Origin of the sequence: Oxalicibacterium flavum (genome assembly GCF_014635065.1) — a bacterium.
GTDB classification, from domain to species: Bacteria; Pseudomonadota; Gammaproteobacteria; order Burkholderiales; family Burkholderiaceae_D; genus Oxalicibacterium; species Oxalicibacterium flavum.
In genome coordinates this window covers 44,757-59,668 of the sequence record NZ_BMCG01000006.1, presented here as the reverse complement: position 1 = coordinate 59,668, position 14,912 = coordinate 44,757, and the positions used below count along the sequence as shown (strand labels likewise).

Genomic DNA, 14,912 nt, shown 5'->3' with positions numbered 1-14,912 from the left:
ACGCGCCTGCCGGCATGGTGTCCAACGGCGGGTCATATCAGGGAAACGTCCGGATGAAACGGTGGAAGGAATGCTGTCATGTCGCAATACGTCACGCTGTACGGCGCAAAACAAAACGCCGTCACATGGACGGCGTTTGATGGATGATCAGGTCTTCGGCAGTGTCACGCCATGCTGGCCCTGGTACTTGCCGCCGCGATCCTTGTACGAGGTTTCGCAGACTTCGTCGCTCTCGAAGAACAGAACCTGCGCACAGCCCTCGCCGGCATAGATTTTCGCCGGCAGCGGCGTCGTGTTCGAGAATTCCAGCGTCACATAGCCTTCCCATTCCGGCTCGAACGGCGTCACGTTGACGATGATGCCGCAGCGCGCATACGTCGATTTGCCCAGGCAGATCGTCAGCACCGTACGCGGAATGCGGAAGTATTCGACGGTGCGCGCGAGCGCAAACGAGTTCGGCGGGATGATGCAGACGTCGCCCTTGAAATCGACGAACGATTTCTCGTCGAAGTTCTTCGGATCGACGATCGTCGAATTGATGTTCGTGAAGATCTTGAATTCGTCCGCGCAGCGAATGTCGTAGCCATACGACGAGGTGCCGTAGGAAACGATCTTCTGTCCGTTCGCCTCGCGCACCTGTCCCGGTTCGAACGGTTCGATCATGCCGTGCTGCTCCGCCATGCGGCGTATCCATTTGTCGGATTTGATGGACATATTCTTTGCTTTGCGTCGAGGGTTGAGGGGAATCTGGCAATTTTACGCGAAACTCTTAAGAGAGAAACACCTACCAGTCTCAATATCCCTCCTAAGCGTCGCATCGTTCCACATGACTTACAACGCCGTGAACAAAGAAAATAACTTTTTAACGATAAAAACACCCAAACCTTTGGATTACTTATTCGCCCGAAAGGAAGAACAGCCTTGAACGTTGTGGGACTCCCAGAAAATTGTTAAGCTCGCCGCTTTGGTGCATCTCTTATCAAAAGCTATTATTCCAATATGATTACATTCGCCATTATTGTGATTTTATCCTTCGTCATATATTCCATACTCAAAGGAAAATCACGTAAAAACCACATCGATTATTTGAGAGCAGTTCGTGATCTCGATGCCAGCATCGCGCAAGGACAGAAAAACAGCGTGCCTTCGTGGCTCAAAAATGACGACAAAGAACGTCAGTTTACAAATGCGGTGCTCGCACTTATTCGTAAAACTACCGTGCCTTTAACCTATGCCGTCAGAGGATTCATGTCTCCAGATGCATCAGCAGTTTTGTTCGGTTTAGCTGCCAATATGGAGACACAAGGCGCCACGTTTATCGAACAACAAATTGCGGCAGTCAGATATATCGAAGAAAACTGGAATCAACTTTCACTCAATGATCAGGATAGCTTTCGAAAGGAAACTCTACTGGAAGAAATGACTTATAAAGCAAATATAAGATAATCTCGCTACCATCCAATATTGGCCTTTAGAATTGATCGCGCAACACGACCTTATGGAAACAGAAAGAAGTCGTGTTCATTGATCAAAATATCGCCGTCAGATTTCTCTCCTAGCTACATCTAACGCTGCATCGATTCCCACACCTTCTGCAACCGCTTGATCGACACCGGCATCGGCGTCCGTAATTCCTGCGCGAACAGCGACACGCGCAGTTCCTCCAGCATCCAGCGATACTCGATCATCTTCGGATCGCCATAGCGATCCTTCAGCGCCCGCTGCCACGGCTGCGCCGCCTGCTGCCATTCGGCCATGGTTTTCGCGTCGCGCGCGGGATCGGCGCGCAGCTTGTCGATGCGCGTGGCCATCGCCTTCAGGTAGCGCGGGAAATGCGATAGCTGCGTGTAGTCGGTATCGGCAATGAAGCGCTTTCCGATCAGTGCTTGCAGTTGTGCCTGCATGTCGTTGAACGCCGGCGTGTGCGCCTTCACCGTCTGCAGCTTCTTCGGCAACGCATGGTATTCGGCGAGGATGGTGCCGGCCAGGCGTGCGATCTCGTTGACCAGCAGGCCGAGGCGGGACTTGCCTTCGTCGCGGCGCGTGTTGAATTCCTGCGCGTTCTTCGGCAGCGGTTCCTGCAGGCAGGCGCGTTCCAGTCCCTTCTCGATGATCTGATCGCGCAGCTCTTCCTGCGAACCGAGCGCCATGAACTGCATGCCCATTTGCTGCAGGCCGGGGATGTTCTTGTCGAGGAACTTCAGCTGTTCCTTCAGTTGCAGCGCAAACAGGCGGCGCAGGCCGATGCGATGCGTGCGCGCGGCTTCGTCGGGATCGTCGAAGACTTCGATGTCGCAATGCGTCTTGCGGTCAACCAGCGCCGGGAAACCGATCAGCTTCTGCTTGCCGCGCTGGATTTCCAGCAGTTCGGGCAGTTCGCCGAAGGTCCAGCCGGTCAGGTTCTGGTGTTCGGCTGAGGTCGAAGCTGACGCATTCTGCTGTCCGCCCTTCGCCGGCGCAGCGGCCGGCTTGCCCGTCGAAGCCGTCGTCTGTTCGGCCACGGTCGGCGCGGTTTTCTCGGCCAGGCGCTGGAAACTTTCGCGCGCCTGCCCGCCGAGTTCCGACCGCAGCGCACCAAGGTTGCGTCCCATTTCCAACTGGCGGCCGTGCTCATCGATCACCTTGAAGTTCATGAAGTGATGCGCCGGCAGCGTTTCGAGCTTGTAGTCGGTGGTCCTGGTCATCACCGTAGTCTGCTCGCGCACGTCGGCGATCACGGCGTCGAGCAGGCTGCCACGACCGAAGGTGTGCTTGTCCTGCACGCGGTCGCAGAAGCCGGCGGCGTAATCCGGCAGCGGCACGCAATGGCGGCGCAGCTTCTGCGGCAACGATTTCAGCAGCAGGTGCACTTTCTCCTTCAGCATGCCGGGTACCAGCCATTCGCTGCGGTCGGCCGAGACCTGGTTCAGCGCATACAGCGGCACGGCAAGCGTGACGCCGTCGCGCGGCGAGCCGGGTTCGAAGTGATAGGTCAGGCCCATCTCGATGCCGGCCACGTTCATCGCCTTCGGGAACAGTTCGGTCGTCACGCCGGCCGCTTCGTGCCGCATCAGATCGTCGCGGTTCAGGTAGAGCAGCTTCGGTTCATTGGCCGACGCATCCTTGATCCACTTCTCGAAACCGATGCCGTTGACCACGTCGGCCGGAATCTGCTTGTCGTAGAAGGCGGCGATCAGGTCGTCGTCAACCAGCACGTCGATGCGGCGCGACTTGTGTTCGAGGTTTTCGATCTCGCGCACCAGCTTGTGGTTGTGCGCGAAGAATGGCAGGCGCGTGTCGAAATCGCCGCCGACCAGCGCATCGCGGATGAAAATCTCGCGCGCTTCGGTCGGATTGATGAGGCCGTAGTTGATGCGGCGCTGGCTATAGACGACGAGGCCGTAAAGCGTCGCGCGTTCATAGGCCGAAACCTGCGCCGTGCGCTTTTCCCATCGCGGCTCGCCGTAGGATTTCTTCAGCAGATGACCGGCCACGCGTTCCAGCCATTCGGGCTGAATCTGCGCAATGCAGCGCGCGTACAGCCGCGACGTATCGATCAATTCTGCGGCCATGATCCACTTGCCGGCCTTCTTGGACAGCGACGAGCCGGGCCAGATGTGGAACCTGATGCCGCGCGCACCTAAATAGTGAGGCTCGTCCTCGGCCTTGAAGCCGATGTTGCCGAGCAAGCCGGTCAGCAGCGCCGTATGCAGTTGTTCGTAGGTCGCCGGCAGTTCGTTCAGCCGCCAGCCCTGCTCGCGCACGATGGTCAACAGTTGCGAATGCACGTCGCGCCATTCGCGCAGCCGCAGTTGCGACAGGAAATTGGCGCGGCATTCTTCCTGCAATTGCCGGTTGGTCTTCTTGTGCTCGATGGCTTCCTGGAACCACTTCCAGATTTTCAGGTAACTCTGGAATTCGGATTTGTCGTCGGCGAATTTCTTGTGCGCGGTGTCGGCCGCGTTCTGCGCTTCCATCGGCCGGTCGCGCGGGTCCTGCACCGACAGCGCCGAGGCGATGATCAGCATTTCGGTCAGGCAGGCATTCTGCCGCGCGGCGAGGATCATGCGGCCGACGCGCGGATCGAGCGGCAGGCGCGCCAGTTCGCGGCCGAGTTTGGTCAGGCGGTTGTCGTCATCGACGGCGCCGAGTTCCTGCAGCAATTGATAGCCGTCGGCGATCGCGCGGCCCAATGGCGGTTCGATGAAGGGGAATTCCTCGACGTCCGTCAAATGCAAGGACTTCATCCGCAGGATGACGGACGCCAGCGACGAACGCAGGATTTCCGGATCGGTGAATTTCGGCCGCTGCAGATAATCCTGCTCGTCATACAGCCGGATGCAGACGCCGGCGGCGACGCGGCCGCAACGGCCGGCGCGCTGGTTGGCGGCAGACTGCGCGACCGGCTCGATCTGCAACTGCTCGACCTTGTTGCGGTAGCTGTAACGCTTGACGCGCGCCAGGCCCGCGTCAACCACGTAGCGGATACCGGGCACCGTCAACGACGTTTCCGCAACGTTGGTCGCCAGCACGATGCGGCGCGCATTGGTCGGCTTGAAGATGCGTTCCTGCTCCTGTGCGGACAAACGCGCGAACAGCGGCAGGATTTCCACGTGCGGCGGGTGGTGCTTGCGCAAGGCTTCGGCGGCGTCGCGAATCTCTCGCTCGCCCGGCAGGAAAACCAGCACGTCGCCGGAGCCGATGCGCGCCAGTTCATCGACGGCATCCACCACCGCGTCCATCAGGTCGCGCTGGCTGCGCTCCTTCGCCGCCTGAGAAGAACGTCGTGCAGCGGCTGCATCAGAGGTCGCGTTCGGGTTGTTCTGCGCATTCGGCACGCGATCCTGCTCGACCGGCCGGTAGCGGATTTCCACCGGATACAAGCGGCCCGACACTTCGATCACCGGCGGCACCTTGTCGCCCTGCGTGAAATGCCGCGCGAAGCGCTCGGCATCGATGGTTGCGGAGGTGATGATGATTTTCAGGTCCGGCCGCTTTGGCAGCAGCTGCTTCAGGTAGCCGAGCAGGAAGTCGATGTTCAGGCTGCGCTCGTGCGCCTCGTCGATGATGATGGTGTCGTACTGGCGCAGCAGGGGATCGGTCTGTGTCTCCGCCAGCAGGATGCCGTCGGTCATCAGCTTGACCCACGCGCCTTCGCTCAGCGTGTCGTTGAAGCGCACCTTGTAGCCGACGTGTTCGCCGAGCGGCGTGCCGAGTTCCTGTGCGATACGCTTGGCGGTGGACGACGCGGCGATACGACGCGGCTGCGTGTGGCCGATCAGTCCGTGCTCGCCACGGCCGAGTTCGAGGCAGATCTTGGGCAACTGCGTGGTCTTGCCAGAACCGGTCTCGCCGCTGACGATGACGACCTGGTTGTTGCGCAACGCGCGGGCAATTTCCTCGCGCCGGCCGGAGACCGGCAGTTCCTCGGGGAAGGTGATCGACGGCAGCGGATGGCGCACCGGCGGCGCGGCCGGCGCGCGTTCGTTGCGGGGGCCGCGCGGGCGGCGCGACGGGGACGGTTTCTGACTGGATTCTGGTGCGGACATGTGGGGCGGATTATACAGGCCGCCGTGCCGGCGCACATGCGCTGGAAACTGCCGGCAGACGGCCGCGGAGCGTCGCAAACCCTGCCCGAAACCCTGGTCAACGACACGCATCGAAGGCGCACATTTGCCCCGGAGCCTGAGGCATAATGAACGCCATGGAAAATTCCGTTCAGTTCGTCCAGTGGCTGCGCTCGGTCGCGCCCTACATCCACGCCTTCCGTGGCCAGACTTTCGTGATCGCCTTTCCGGGCGAACTGGTCAAGGCCGGCGCCCTGCCGGTGCTGGCACAGGACCTTTCCCTGCTGCACGCGCTCGGCATCAAGGTCGTCATCGTGCACGGCTCGCGCCCGCAGGTCGAGGAACAGCTGGCGCTGCGCAACATGGCGCCGCGCTTTCACAACGGCCTGCGCGTCACCGATACGGCCGCCATGGAATGCGCGAAGGAAGCCGCCGGCGAACTGCGCCTCGACATCGAGGCCGCCTTCAGCCAGGGCCTGCCGAACACGCCGATGGCGCATTCGGAAATCCGCGTCATCTCGGGCAACTTCGTCACCGCACGGCCGCTGGGCGTGATCGACGGCGTCGATCTCGAACTGACGGGCGTCACGCGCAAGATCGCGCACGAGGTGATCCGCCCTATCGTCAATGCCGGCGGCCTGGTGCTGCTGTCACCGCTGGGCTTCTCGCCGACCGGCGAGGTCTTCAACCTCTCGATGGAAGACGTGGCGACCGCCGCCGCCATCGCGCTGCGCGCCGACAAGCTGATCTTCCTGACCGAGACGCCGCTGATGTCCAACGCGGCCGGCGACGAAATCCGCGAACTGACGGCGGCGCAGGCCGAAGCGCTGCTGAAGGCGAGCGAACTGCCGCCGGACGTGGCCTTCTATCTCGACCACTGCGTGCAGGCCTCGCGCCGCGGCGTGCCGCGCGCGCACATGGTGCCCTACGAGATCGATGGCTCGCCGCTGCTCGAAATCTTCACCCACGACGGCGTCGGCACCATGGTCAGCTACGAGAATCTCGAAAGCCTGCGGCAGGCGACCATCGAGGACGTCGGCGGCATCCTCAAGCTGATCGAACCGCACGAAGCCGACGGCACGCTGGTCAAGCGCCCGCGCGAACTGATCGAGCGCGAGATCGACCACTTCTCGGTGATCGAGCACGATGGCGTGATCTTCGGTTGCGCCGCGCTCTACCCGTTCCCGGCAGAGAACATGGCAGAGATGGCCTGCCTCATAGTCAGCCCCGATGCGCAAACCCAGGGCGACGGCGAGCGCCTGCTCAAGCACATGGAGAATCGTGCACGCGCGGCCGGCCTCAGGAAGCTGTTCGTGCTCACCACGCGCACCGCGCACTGGTTCCTCAAGCGCGGCTTCATGCCGGCCACCGTCGATACGCTGCCCAAGGATCGTCAGAGCATGTACAACTGGCAGCGCAAATCCCTGGTGTTCGTGAAGAATCTATAATGGCGGCATCGCATCCCGCCGGTGCCTGAGGGCGCCGGCATTCATTCAACCCGGTCCGCGCCGTCACGCATGGCGCGGCATGCTGCAAGCACAAAGGAAATTGGCATGACACGCATGATTCACTGCATCAAGCTCGACAAGGAAGCGGAAGGACTGGACTTCCCGCCGTATCCGGGCGAACTCGGCAAGCGCATCTACGAAAGCGTCTCGAAAGAAGCCTGGGCCGGCTGGCTCAAGCACCAGACCATGCTGGTCAACGAGAACCGCCTGAACCTGGCCGACGTGCGCGCGCGCAAGTATCTGGCAGCGCAGATGGAAAAGCACTTCTTCGGCGAAGGCGCCGACCAGGCGCAGGGCTACGTACCTCCGACCTACTGATCGCCGGGCGACTCAATGAAAAAGCCGACGCATGCGTCGGCTTTTTTGTTGCGGATCCCGATCATCGCCAGACGCTACGAATCGAGGAAGTTGACCTTCCCCGTCTTCACGTCGAGCATCGCGCCAATCACGCGAATTTCCTTGCGTTCCGCCATCTCGCGCAGCACCGGACTCTGATCGAGCAGGTTCTGCACGGTCAGGTGCACGTTCTTCTCGGCCACCGCATCGACGAACGGATAGTTGTGCGAACTGCGGTCGCTGCCGCCCACGTCGGGCGTCGCCTCCACCGCCGGCCGGATGCGTTGCAGCAGCCCGCTCAGATTGCCGAGCGCCACGCTGTCGCAGGCGCCCTTGACCGCACCGCACGAGGTATGGCCGAGGATGACGATCAGCCTGGCGCCCGCGACCTTGGCGCCGTACTCGAGGCTGCCGAGGATGTCCGGATTGACGATGTTGCCCGCCACGCGCGCGCTGAAGACATCGCCCACGCCGAGATCGAACACCTGTGTCGGCGCGGCGCGCGAATCGATGCAGCTGACGATGCTGGCGAACGGATACTGGCCATCGCGACCGGTTGCGGCGACCTGGCGCGGATAGTCATGCGCACCGCCCTTGCCTTCCGTATAGCGCGCGTTGCCATCCTTGAGCAGTTGCAGGGCCTGGTCCGGCGTGATCCGCTGTTGTTCCTGCGCGCTCATGACTGCAGGATGCGTATTCGCCACAGTCGGCTGCTGCGGCCCCTGCGCCGCACAGCCTGCCAGCACCAGTCCCAGCACCAGCGCACTGCCGGTCCGTACCCATTTTCCGTTTCTGCCTTGCTGCATCGACTACTCCTTTCATGGTTGGAAATGTAAATCGTTAATTGACAAAAATTTATCATAATTAACATTTTTTACACAATTCCATCCTGAAGAAAAGACGTCGTGCAGGCGGCGCTTTGCTGCCATTTTTCCGGCTGCATCACCGCGCCTTCATTGCTCGTTTTCCGCATATGGATATGGAAAAAGCTTCGTTGTCGTGTGGCAAACGCTTGAGTAATGTAGCTCACACTTTCTTAACAACGGAGGCGCATCATGAAACTCATCAAAACCCTGCTCGTCGCGGGCAGCCTGCTGCTCGGAACCGCCCACGCGGCGCCAAGCGACTTCCTCGTCAGCACCGACTGGCTCGAGAAGAACATCAGCGATCCCAAGCTGCGCCTGATCGAAGTCAGCGTGAATCCGGGCGTGTTCGAACGCGGCCACATCCAGGGCGCGACCAACTTCTCCTGGCATACCGATCTCGTCGATCCGGTGCGCCGCGACATCGTCAGCCAGCAGAACTTCGAGAAACTGCTGCGCAACGCGGGCGTCAATAACGACAGCACCGTGGTCCTCTACGGCGACAACAACAACTGGTTCGCCGCCTGGGGCGCCTGGGTGTTCGACATCTATGGCGTCAAGAACGTCAAGCTGCTCGACGGCGGCCGCAAGAAGTGGGAAGCCGAGAACCGTCCGCTGACGCCGGTGGCGATCCAGCACGCAGCCGGCAACATCAAGGTCGGCGCGGCCAATCCCAAGCTGCGCGCCAACCTGGGTGACGTAGTGGCGGTCGCCAACAAGCAGAGCGATGCCAAGCTGGTCGATATCCGCTCGGCTGACGAATACAACGGCAAGGTGTTCGCACCGGCCGGCGTGCAGGAACTGGCGATCCGTGCCGGCCACGTGCCGGGTGCAGCCAACGTGCCGTGGGGCCAGGCAGTCGCAGCCGACGGCACCTTCAAGACGGTCGATGAGCTGAAGAAGGTCTATGGCGCGGTCGGCATCGACGGCAGCAAGCCGATCATCACCTACTGCCGCATCGGCGAACGCTCGAGCCATACCTGGTTCGCGCTGTCCAAGCTGCTTGGCTATGACGTGCGCAACTACGACGGTTCGTGGACCGAATACGGCAACGCGGTCGGCGTGCCGGTTTCCAACCCGGCCGGCACGGTCTGGGGCGGCAAATAATGGTCGAGATCAATGGCTGAAGCGGCACTGCCGCCCCTGCGGCGGCTGGTGCCGGCTGCCCTCGTTCTCGGTGCCGCACTCCTGTTCGCGTCCGCTCTCGGCAGCATTGCCGGCAGCGGGCGCGAACTTGCGTTGGCGGCGCTGCTCGGCACGGCATTCGGCATCGTTCTGCAGCGCTCGCGCTTCTGCTTCTTCTGCGTGAGCCGCGACTTTCTCGACCGGCGCGACGCGCGCGGCCTGCTCGGCATCGTCGCCGCGCTGGCGGTCGGCATCCTCGGCTATCACCTGATCTTCGGCGCCTTCCTGCCGGTGCCCGCGCCGGGACGGCTGCCGCCGCAGGCGCACATCGGCCCGATCAGCTGGGTGCTGGCGGCGGGGTCGTTCGCGTTCGGCCTCGGCATGGCGCTGTCGGGCTCGTGCATCAGCGCGCACCTGTACCGTCTGGGCGAAGGCTCGGTGCTGTCGCCGTTCGCGCTGCTCGGCACGCTGTTCGGTTTCTTCCTCGGCTTCCTGAGCTGGAACACGCTGTACCTGGCGGCGATCCAGGAAGCGCCGGTGGTGTGGCTGCCGCACTCCTTGGGCTATGGCGGTTCGGTCGCGCTGCAGCTGGCGGCGCTGGCGGTGATCGCCGTGCTGCTGTGGCGCGCGCATCGCAATGTCGTTGCGGATGCAGCCGCTTCGCCCTGGCAGCGGCGCTGGCCGGCGGCGACCGGCGGCATCCTGGTCGGCGTCATCGGCGTGCTCGCCTATTTCCGTCTCGGGCCGCTCGGCGTCACGGCCGAACTCGGCAGCCTTGCGCGCACCGCGGCCGACGGTCTGCAGTGGCTGCCGGCACGGCTCGAGGGACTCGATACCTTCTCCGGCTGCGCCACGCGCATCAAGGAAACGCTGTGGTCGCAGAACGGCGCCTTCGTCCTGGCGCTGATCCTGGGCGCGCTGGCGGCAGCGCTGTCGGCCGGCGACTTCAAGCCGCGCCGGCCCGCCGCCGGCGAAGTGCTGCGCGCGACGTTCGGCGGCGTACTGATGGGCTGGGGTGCGATGGTCGCGCTCGGCTGCACGGTCGGTACGCTGCTGTCGGGCATCATGGCCGGCGCGGCATCGGGCTGGGTCTTTGCCGTGTTCATGTTCGGCGGGCTGTGGCTGGGCTGGCGCGCACGGCGCCGCTGCGGCTGGAACTGACGAGCGCCTGAAAACGGCCCGCTGCGAACCGCTACCGATTCCCTTACTGCATGCGGGCGTAGCGCCCCGGCGGCTGCCCGACATAACGGCTGAATGCAGTGCTGAACGTGCTTGCCGACCCGTAACCGACCCGTTCGGCGACCGTCGCAATCGCGAGGTCGTGCTTGCGCAGCAAGTCTTTGGCGAGCGCCATACGCCATGCCAACAGATACTCCATAGGCGGTAACCCCACGGCACGAGTGAAGCGCTCGAAGAAAGCGGATCGCGACAATGCGGCGTGCCTTGCCAGCTCCTCGACCGTCCAGGGCCGGGCCGGTTCGCCATGCATAAGCCGCATCGCCGCCGCAAGCCTGTCGTCGGCCAGGCCACGCAACAAGCCTGCCGGCAGGATCTCTTCGGCAGCGGACCGCAGCGCTTCGACAAGCAACACTTCCACCAGCCTGGCGAGAACATGATCACGGCCCGGACGCTGCGCTATGGCTTCCTCCCGAACGAGTCGAACCACTACGGACAGCCGCTCCGCGCCGCGTACGTGCACCAGCACCGGCAACAGCGATACCAGCAACGATGCATCGGGAGAGCCAAAAAGAAAGTGCCCTCCCAGCATGCGCACGTCGGCTCTGCCGCTTCGTCTCCCATGACGCACCTCGCCCGCCGGGGAAGGCGTCATTTTCGGATCGATGTACGACGGTGTCACAGGCTCGAAACCGGACATGACGAAACCGGGCGTTGCAGGCATCAGCACAAAATCGCCCGCCTCGAGCGTAAGCGCCTCTTGCCCTTCGACCTTGAGCAGACAGCTGCCTTCGAGGACGGTACAGAAGCTGGGCTGCTCGAAGGCGGAGTAGCGAACGCCCCATCGGCCCGCTCCGCTGATGATCTTGCTGAACACGGTCCGAGGCTGGAGCAAGGCGATGACTTCCGAGAGCGGATCGACCATTTTTGGACTCTTGCAAACTAAATATGGATTTTTGATTGTAGTCCGTCCTGCATCCATTGGCTATCGTTGCGTCATCCCCACCCACTCAAGGAAACCTCATCATGAAAACGGTATTCATCACAGGCTGCTCCTCTGGCTACGGACTGGCAACGGCTCACCATTTCCACACGCAGGGCTGGAACGTGATCGCCGCGATGCGAACGCCTCGGAAAGAATTGTTACCCAGTTCGCCACGGATGACTGTACTGGCTCTCGACGTCACCAAGCCGGAAAGCATCGCCGTCGCACTGGAAAAATGCGGCCCCATCGATGTACTCGTCAACAATGCAGGAATCGGGCTCTTCGGCGCTTTCGAGGCGACTCCGATGGCCACGGTACGCGAAGTGTTCGAAGCCAACACCTTTGGTGCGATGGCGATGACACAGGCCGTTCTGCCGCAATTCCGCGCCCGTAAATCGGGGACGATCGTGAACGTGACATCGAGTGCAACGCTGGCTCCGTTTCCCCTCGTCGCGGCGTACACCGCCAGCAAGACGGCGGTCGAAGGCTTCACCGCTTCGCTTGGCTTAGAACTCGAAGCGTTCAATGTGCAGGTAAAACTGGTCGAACCCGGTTACGCGCCTTCCACGCGTTTTACCGAGAACGGTCGGCAACGCATGCAGGGCTTGATTCCCGAGCCATACCAAACCTTCGCTCAGGCATGCTTTGCCGCGCTGGGACAGCCTTCCGCCGTGACGTATGAATCCGACGTTGCGCAGACTGTATGGCGGGCTGTCAATGACGAGTCGGAAACCCTGCGCTTTCCGGCCGGCGCCGATGCGCTCGCGCTCGCACAAGCGAATTGCACAGATCGGGCAGCGCCGATGCCGAACCCATGAGACGGTAAGAGTGTGAACGCCGACCGGTACGGCAAACGCTAACGCTCGATCGGAATGATCTTCTTGCGATACAGATTGCCGGTCGCCAGCAAGATCTCGCGCAGCAGGAAGATGAAGCCCAGCACCAGGCAGAACATCGCGAGGATGAAGAACACGGCGATGAACTTGGAGAGGTCGAGATTCAGCGCATCGCCGACGAACAGCGAAGCGATCACCAGGCTGACCATCAGCGCACAGGCGGTGCTGAGCACGATGGCGCGGTTGATCAGGTGGGCGCGCGGATACAGCGTGTTGAGCTCGTCCTGCAGTTCGGGCCGCGACAGGTCGTCGGCCTCGCGCAGGCGTTCTTCCAGCACGCGCGAGCGGTCGGTGATGCGGCCGAGGCGGTTGGTCAGCACGGTCAGCGTGGTGCCGACGCCCGTCAGCAGGAACACGGGCGCGACCGAGAGCTGGATGATGTGGCCGATGTCGGAGACCTGGATTTCCATGTCGTCTATTCGTCAGAGTGAGCGGGAAGAAGGCGCGCTGCCATTATGCCTGCGCGCCGGGTCCCTCGGTCAAGCGTTTGCCACCAGCGGCGCGCCCTGCTTCACTTCGCCGCCGAGCGCCTGCACCAGGTCGCCCAGCAGTTTGCTCAGTTCGCCCGTCATCAGCATGATGTCGGATTCGAAGCGTTCGTCGTCGTTCTTGGCGGTGACGTCGCTGTCTTCCTTCAACACATCCAATGGCGCCACGCGCTTGATGGTCAGGTTCTCGGTCAGCACGAAGGAGATGCGGTCGGCCCAGGTCATCGCCAGGCGCGTGCACTGCTTGCCGGCCGCGACGTGGCGGCGCACGTCTTCCGGATCCAGCGTGTGACGCACGTAGCGCACGGTCGCCTTGCTTTCGGTATTGGCGCGCAGCTCGGTGTCCTGATCGACGGTGAAGCCGCCCGGCGCCTCGTCGGCGACCAGCCAGTCGGTCATGGCGGCCACCGGCGACTGCGCCACGCGCAGCGTTTCCAGCGGCAGCTTGTCGATCGACTTGAACAGCAGCTTGAGCACTTCGTCGGCCTTGGCCGGGCTGCCGGCATCCACCACCAGCCAGCCGTTGACCGGATCGATCCAGACCCAGGTCGAGCGCCAGACGCTGAAGGCGCGCGGTAGCAGGTCGTCGGTGACCTGCTCCTTCAGTTCCTTCATCTGCTTGCGGCCCGGCTTGAAGCCTTGCTGCTCCTCGAGCTCGGCGGCCTTGATCTTGGTGACCTGGTTGATGACGGTGGTCGGCAGCAGCTTCTTCTCGGTGCCGAGCAGGATCAGCATCTGCTTGTTGACCGAATAGACGAGCTGGCCGTTTTCACGCGGCGAAATCCAGCCCTGGCTTTGCATCTCGAGGCTGGCGCACGGTTGGAAGGCATGCGGCGCGAGGTCGGCTTCCAGTTTTTCGGCGCTGACCTGCCACGGGGCGGGAAGACGATAGACCTGAAGATTCTTGAACCACATGGCTTGCTCCGGCAAAAAAGGGGGCTATTCTACACGCGCTCCCCCGCCCCGCAAGCAGGTCGCGTTTGGCACGTGTTGGCAGGCGGCCGCACCTTTTCCATCCGTATCGCTTGCCGGTATCTCCGCTGCATTTCGCGTGCATTTCTTGTGCTGCGGCCCCATGGAAGAAGGCGTTGCAAGGGTTATAATGTCGGTTGTTTTGCGCGGCATTACCGGCCGGAAACCCACTGCATCATCGACCATCGCTCCATGTCCAACAATTCAACCCGCAAGCCGATCGAAATCAAGATTTCCACCGTGGTCGCCGTCTCGGCCATCCTGCGCGAAGCCAACCTCGGCATCCTCGACCAGGCCATGCAGGACATGACCGGCGGCAATGCCGATTTCTTCGACGACGAATTCGCGGTCATCGACGTCGGCGCGCTCGACGCCGCCCTGACCATCGACTGGGCCGGCATCGTGGCGCTGCTGAAGGCCTATCGCCTCAATGCCGTCGCCGTGCGCAATGCCTCGCCCGAGATGCTGGCCGATATCGCCGCCCAGGGCCTGAGCATCGACGGTTCGCTCAAGCCGCGCGACGCCGCGGCGCACGAACCCGAGCAGGCCGAAATGCCGCTCGAGACGCCGGTCGAAGTCATCGAAGCGGCACCGGTCGCCGTCGAACCGCAGGTGCAGCCGGCCGCGCAGACCTTCCAGGCCGCTGCCACCATGATTGTCGATACCCCGGTGCGCGCCGGCCAGCGCATCTATGCGCGCGGCGCCGACCTCGTGATCACGGCTGCCGTCAACAACGGCGCCGAGGTGATCGCCGACGGCAGCATCCACGTCTATGCGCCGCTGCGCGGCCGCGCCCTGGCCGGCGCCAGCGGCAACACCGAGGCGCGCATCTTCACGCTGAGCATGGAGGCCGAACTGGTTTCCATCGCCGGCATGTACCGCACCTTCGAAAACGGCTTACCCGCCGACCAGGCACGCAAGACCATGCAGGTGCGTCTGGTCGGCGATCGCATCGACATGCTGCCGATCAAGGCAGCATAGGCGCAGTCATAACAACATCATTTATACGAAAGGGGC

At 62.4% G+C, this 14,912-nt stretch carries 13 protein-coding genes; 7 read left to right on the top strand and 6 right to left on the bottom strand.

The window, feature by feature from the left end:
- Positions 1 to 147: 147 nt before the first annotated feature.
- Complete coding sequence (dcd, locus tag IEV38_RS14030; protein ID WP_188397163.1) at positions 148 to 714, bottom strand: dCTP deaminase; 567 nt, start codon at positions 712 to 714, stop codon at positions 148 to 150.
- 285 nt (positions 715 to 999) lie between these two features.
- On the opposite strand from dcd, the gene IEV38_RS14025 reads away from it, so the two are divergent.
- Positions 1,000 to 1,446 carry a hypothetical protein gene (locus IEV38_RS14025; RefSeq protein ID WP_188397162.1) on the top strand — a complete coding sequence of 149 codons (447 nt, stop codon included), beginning with the start codon at positions 1,000 to 1,002 and terminating at the stop codon, positions 1,444 to 1,446.
- A 119-nt stretch (positions 1,447 to 1,565) separates the two neighbouring features.
- On the opposite strand, the gene hrpA is transcribed toward IEV38_RS14025, so the two are convergent.
- A complete protein-coding gene (gene hrpA / locus IEV38_RS14020) occupies positions 1,566 to 5,528 on the bottom strand; it encodes an ATP-dependent RNA helicase HrpA (RefSeq protein WP_188397161.1) in 3,963 nt (1,320 codons plus the stop codon).
- Between the two features lie 155 nt (positions 5,529 to 5,683).
- Here hrpA and argA point away from each other — a divergent pair, with 155 nt between their 5' ends.
- Entirely contained in the window at positions 5,684 to 6,994 is a 1,311-nt protein-coding gene (argA, locus tag IEV38_RS14015) for an amino-acid N-acetyltransferase (RefSeq protein WP_188397159.1), read from the top strand.
- Between the two features lie 105 nt (positions 6,995 to 7,099).
- Entirely contained in the window at positions 7,100 to 7,372 is a 273-nt protein-coding gene (locus IEV38_RS14010; RefSeq protein ID WP_188397157.1) for an oxidative damage protection protein, read from the top strand.
- A 74-nt stretch (positions 7,373 to 7,446) separates the two neighbouring features.
- On the opposite strand, the gene IEV38_RS14005 is transcribed toward IEV38_RS14010, so the two are convergent.
- Positions 7,447 to 8,196, bottom strand: coding sequence for a carbonic anhydrase family protein (locus IEV38_RS14005; RefSeq protein WP_188397155.1), 750 nt, complete (start codon positions 8,194 to 8,196; stop codon positions 7,447 to 7,449).
- Between the two features lie 249 nt (positions 8,197 to 8,445).
- On the opposite strand from IEV38_RS14005, the gene IEV38_RS14000 reads away from it, so the two are divergent.
- Together IEV38_RS14000 and IEV38_RS13995 are read left to right on the top strand one after the other, a co-directional pair.
- Positions 8,446 to 9,360, top strand: coding sequence for a sulfurtransferase (locus IEV38_RS14000; protein WP_188397153.1), 915 nt, complete (start codon positions 8,446 to 8,448; stop codon positions 9,358 to 9,360).
- A gap of 12 nt (positions 9,361 to 9,372) precedes the next feature.
- Positions 9,373 to 10,539 (top strand): YeeE/YedE family protein, encoded by a 1,167-nt coding sequence (locus tag IEV38_RS13995; RefSeq protein WP_188397151.1) that lies wholly within the window; start codon positions 9,373 to 9,375, stop codon positions 10,537 to 10,539.
- A gap of 43 nt (positions 10,540 to 10,582) precedes the next feature.
- On the opposite strand, the gene IEV38_RS13990 is transcribed toward IEV38_RS13995, so the two are convergent.
- Positions 10,583 to 11,479: an AraC family transcriptional regulator gene (locus IEV38_RS13990; protein WP_188397149.1), complete on the bottom strand. Its 897-nt coding sequence runs from the start codon at positions 11,477 to 11,479 to the stop codon at positions 10,583 to 10,585.
- A gap of 101 nt (positions 11,480 to 11,580) precedes the next feature.
- Between IEV38_RS13990 and IEV38_RS13985 the strand changes: the two genes are divergently transcribed.
- A complete protein-coding gene (locus IEV38_RS13985; protein WP_188397147.1) occupies positions 11,581 to 12,357 on the top strand; it encodes an SDR family oxidoreductase in 777 nt (258 codons plus the stop codon).
- Between the two features lie 38 nt (positions 12,358 to 12,395).
- Here IEV38_RS13985 and IEV38_RS13980 read toward each other — a convergent pair whose 3' ends face one another.
- Together IEV38_RS13980 and IEV38_RS13975 are read right to left on the bottom strand one after the other, a co-directional pair.
- Positions 12,396 to 12,845: a DUF2721 domain-containing protein gene (locus IEV38_RS13980; RefSeq protein ID WP_188397145.1), complete on the bottom strand. Its 450-nt coding sequence runs from the start codon at positions 12,843 to 12,845 to the stop codon at positions 12,396 to 12,398.
- Positions 12,846 to 12,914: 69 nt separating this feature from the next.
- On the bottom strand, positions 12,915 to 13,838 hold the full coding sequence (locus tag IEV38_RS13975) for a recombination-associated protein RdgC (RefSeq protein ID WP_188397143.1): 924 nt from the start codon (positions 13,836 to 13,838) through the stop codon (positions 12,915 to 12,917).
- A 249-nt stretch (positions 13,839 to 14,087) separates the two neighbouring features.
- Between IEV38_RS13975 and minC the strand changes: the two genes are divergently transcribed.
- Positions 14,088 to 14,876, top strand: coding sequence for a septum site-determining protein MinC (gene minC, locus IEV38_RS13970; RefSeq protein WP_188397141.1), 789 nt, complete (start codon positions 14,088 to 14,090; stop codon positions 14,874 to 14,876).
- Positions 14,877 to 14,912: the final 36 nt, after the last annotated feature.

Bases quoted from the DNA above. Each gene is read 5' to 3' on its own strand.
- dcd (WP_188397163.1), bottom strand. From the start codon at position 714: ATGTCCATCAAATCCGACAAATGGATACGCCGCATGGCGGAGCAGCAC.
- IEV38_RS14025 (WP_188397162.1), top strand. From the start codon at position 1,000: ATGATTACATTCGCCATTATTGTGATTTTATCCTTCGTCATATATTCC.
- hrpA (WP_188397161.1), bottom strand. From the start codon at position 5,528: ATGTCCGCACCAGAATCCAGTCAGAAACCGTCCCCGTCGCGCCGCCCG.
- argA (WP_188397159.1), top strand. From the start codon at position 5,684: ATGGAAAATTCCGTTCAGTTCGTCCAGTGGCTGCGCTCGGTCGCGCCC.
- IEV38_RS14010 (WP_188397157.1), top strand. From the start codon at position 7,100: ATGACACGCATGATTCACTGCATCAAGCTCGACAAGGAAGCGGAAGGA.
- IEV38_RS14005 (WP_188397155.1), bottom strand. From the start codon at position 8,196: ATGCAGCAAGGCAGAAACGGAAAATGGGTACGGACCGGCAGTGCGCTG.
- IEV38_RS14000 (WP_188397153.1), top strand. From the start codon at position 8,446: ATGAAACTCATCAAAACCCTGCTCGTCGCGGGCAGCCTGCTGCTCGGA.
- IEV38_RS13995 (WP_188397151.1), top strand. From the start codon at position 9,373: ATGGCTGAAGCGGCACTGCCGCCCCTGCGGCGGCTGGTGCCGGCTGCC.
- IEV38_RS13990 (WP_188397149.1), bottom strand. From the start codon at position 11,479: ATGGTCGATCCGCTCTCGGAAGTCATCGCCTTGCTCCAGCCTCGGACC.
- IEV38_RS13985 (WP_188397147.1), top strand. From the start codon at position 11,581: ATGAAAACGGTATTCATCACAGGCTGCTCCTCTGGCTACGGACTGGCA.
- IEV38_RS13980 (WP_188397145.1), bottom strand. From the start codon at position 12,845: ATGGAAATCCAGGTCTCCGACATCGGCCACATCATCCAGCTCTCGGTC.
- IEV38_RS13975 (WP_188397143.1), bottom strand. From the start codon at position 13,838: ATGTGGTTCAAGAATCTTCAGGTCTATCGTCTTCCCGCCCCGTGGCAG.
- minC (WP_188397141.1), top strand. From the start codon at position 14,088: ATGTCCAACAATTCAACCCGCAAGCCGATCGAAATCAAGATTTCCACC.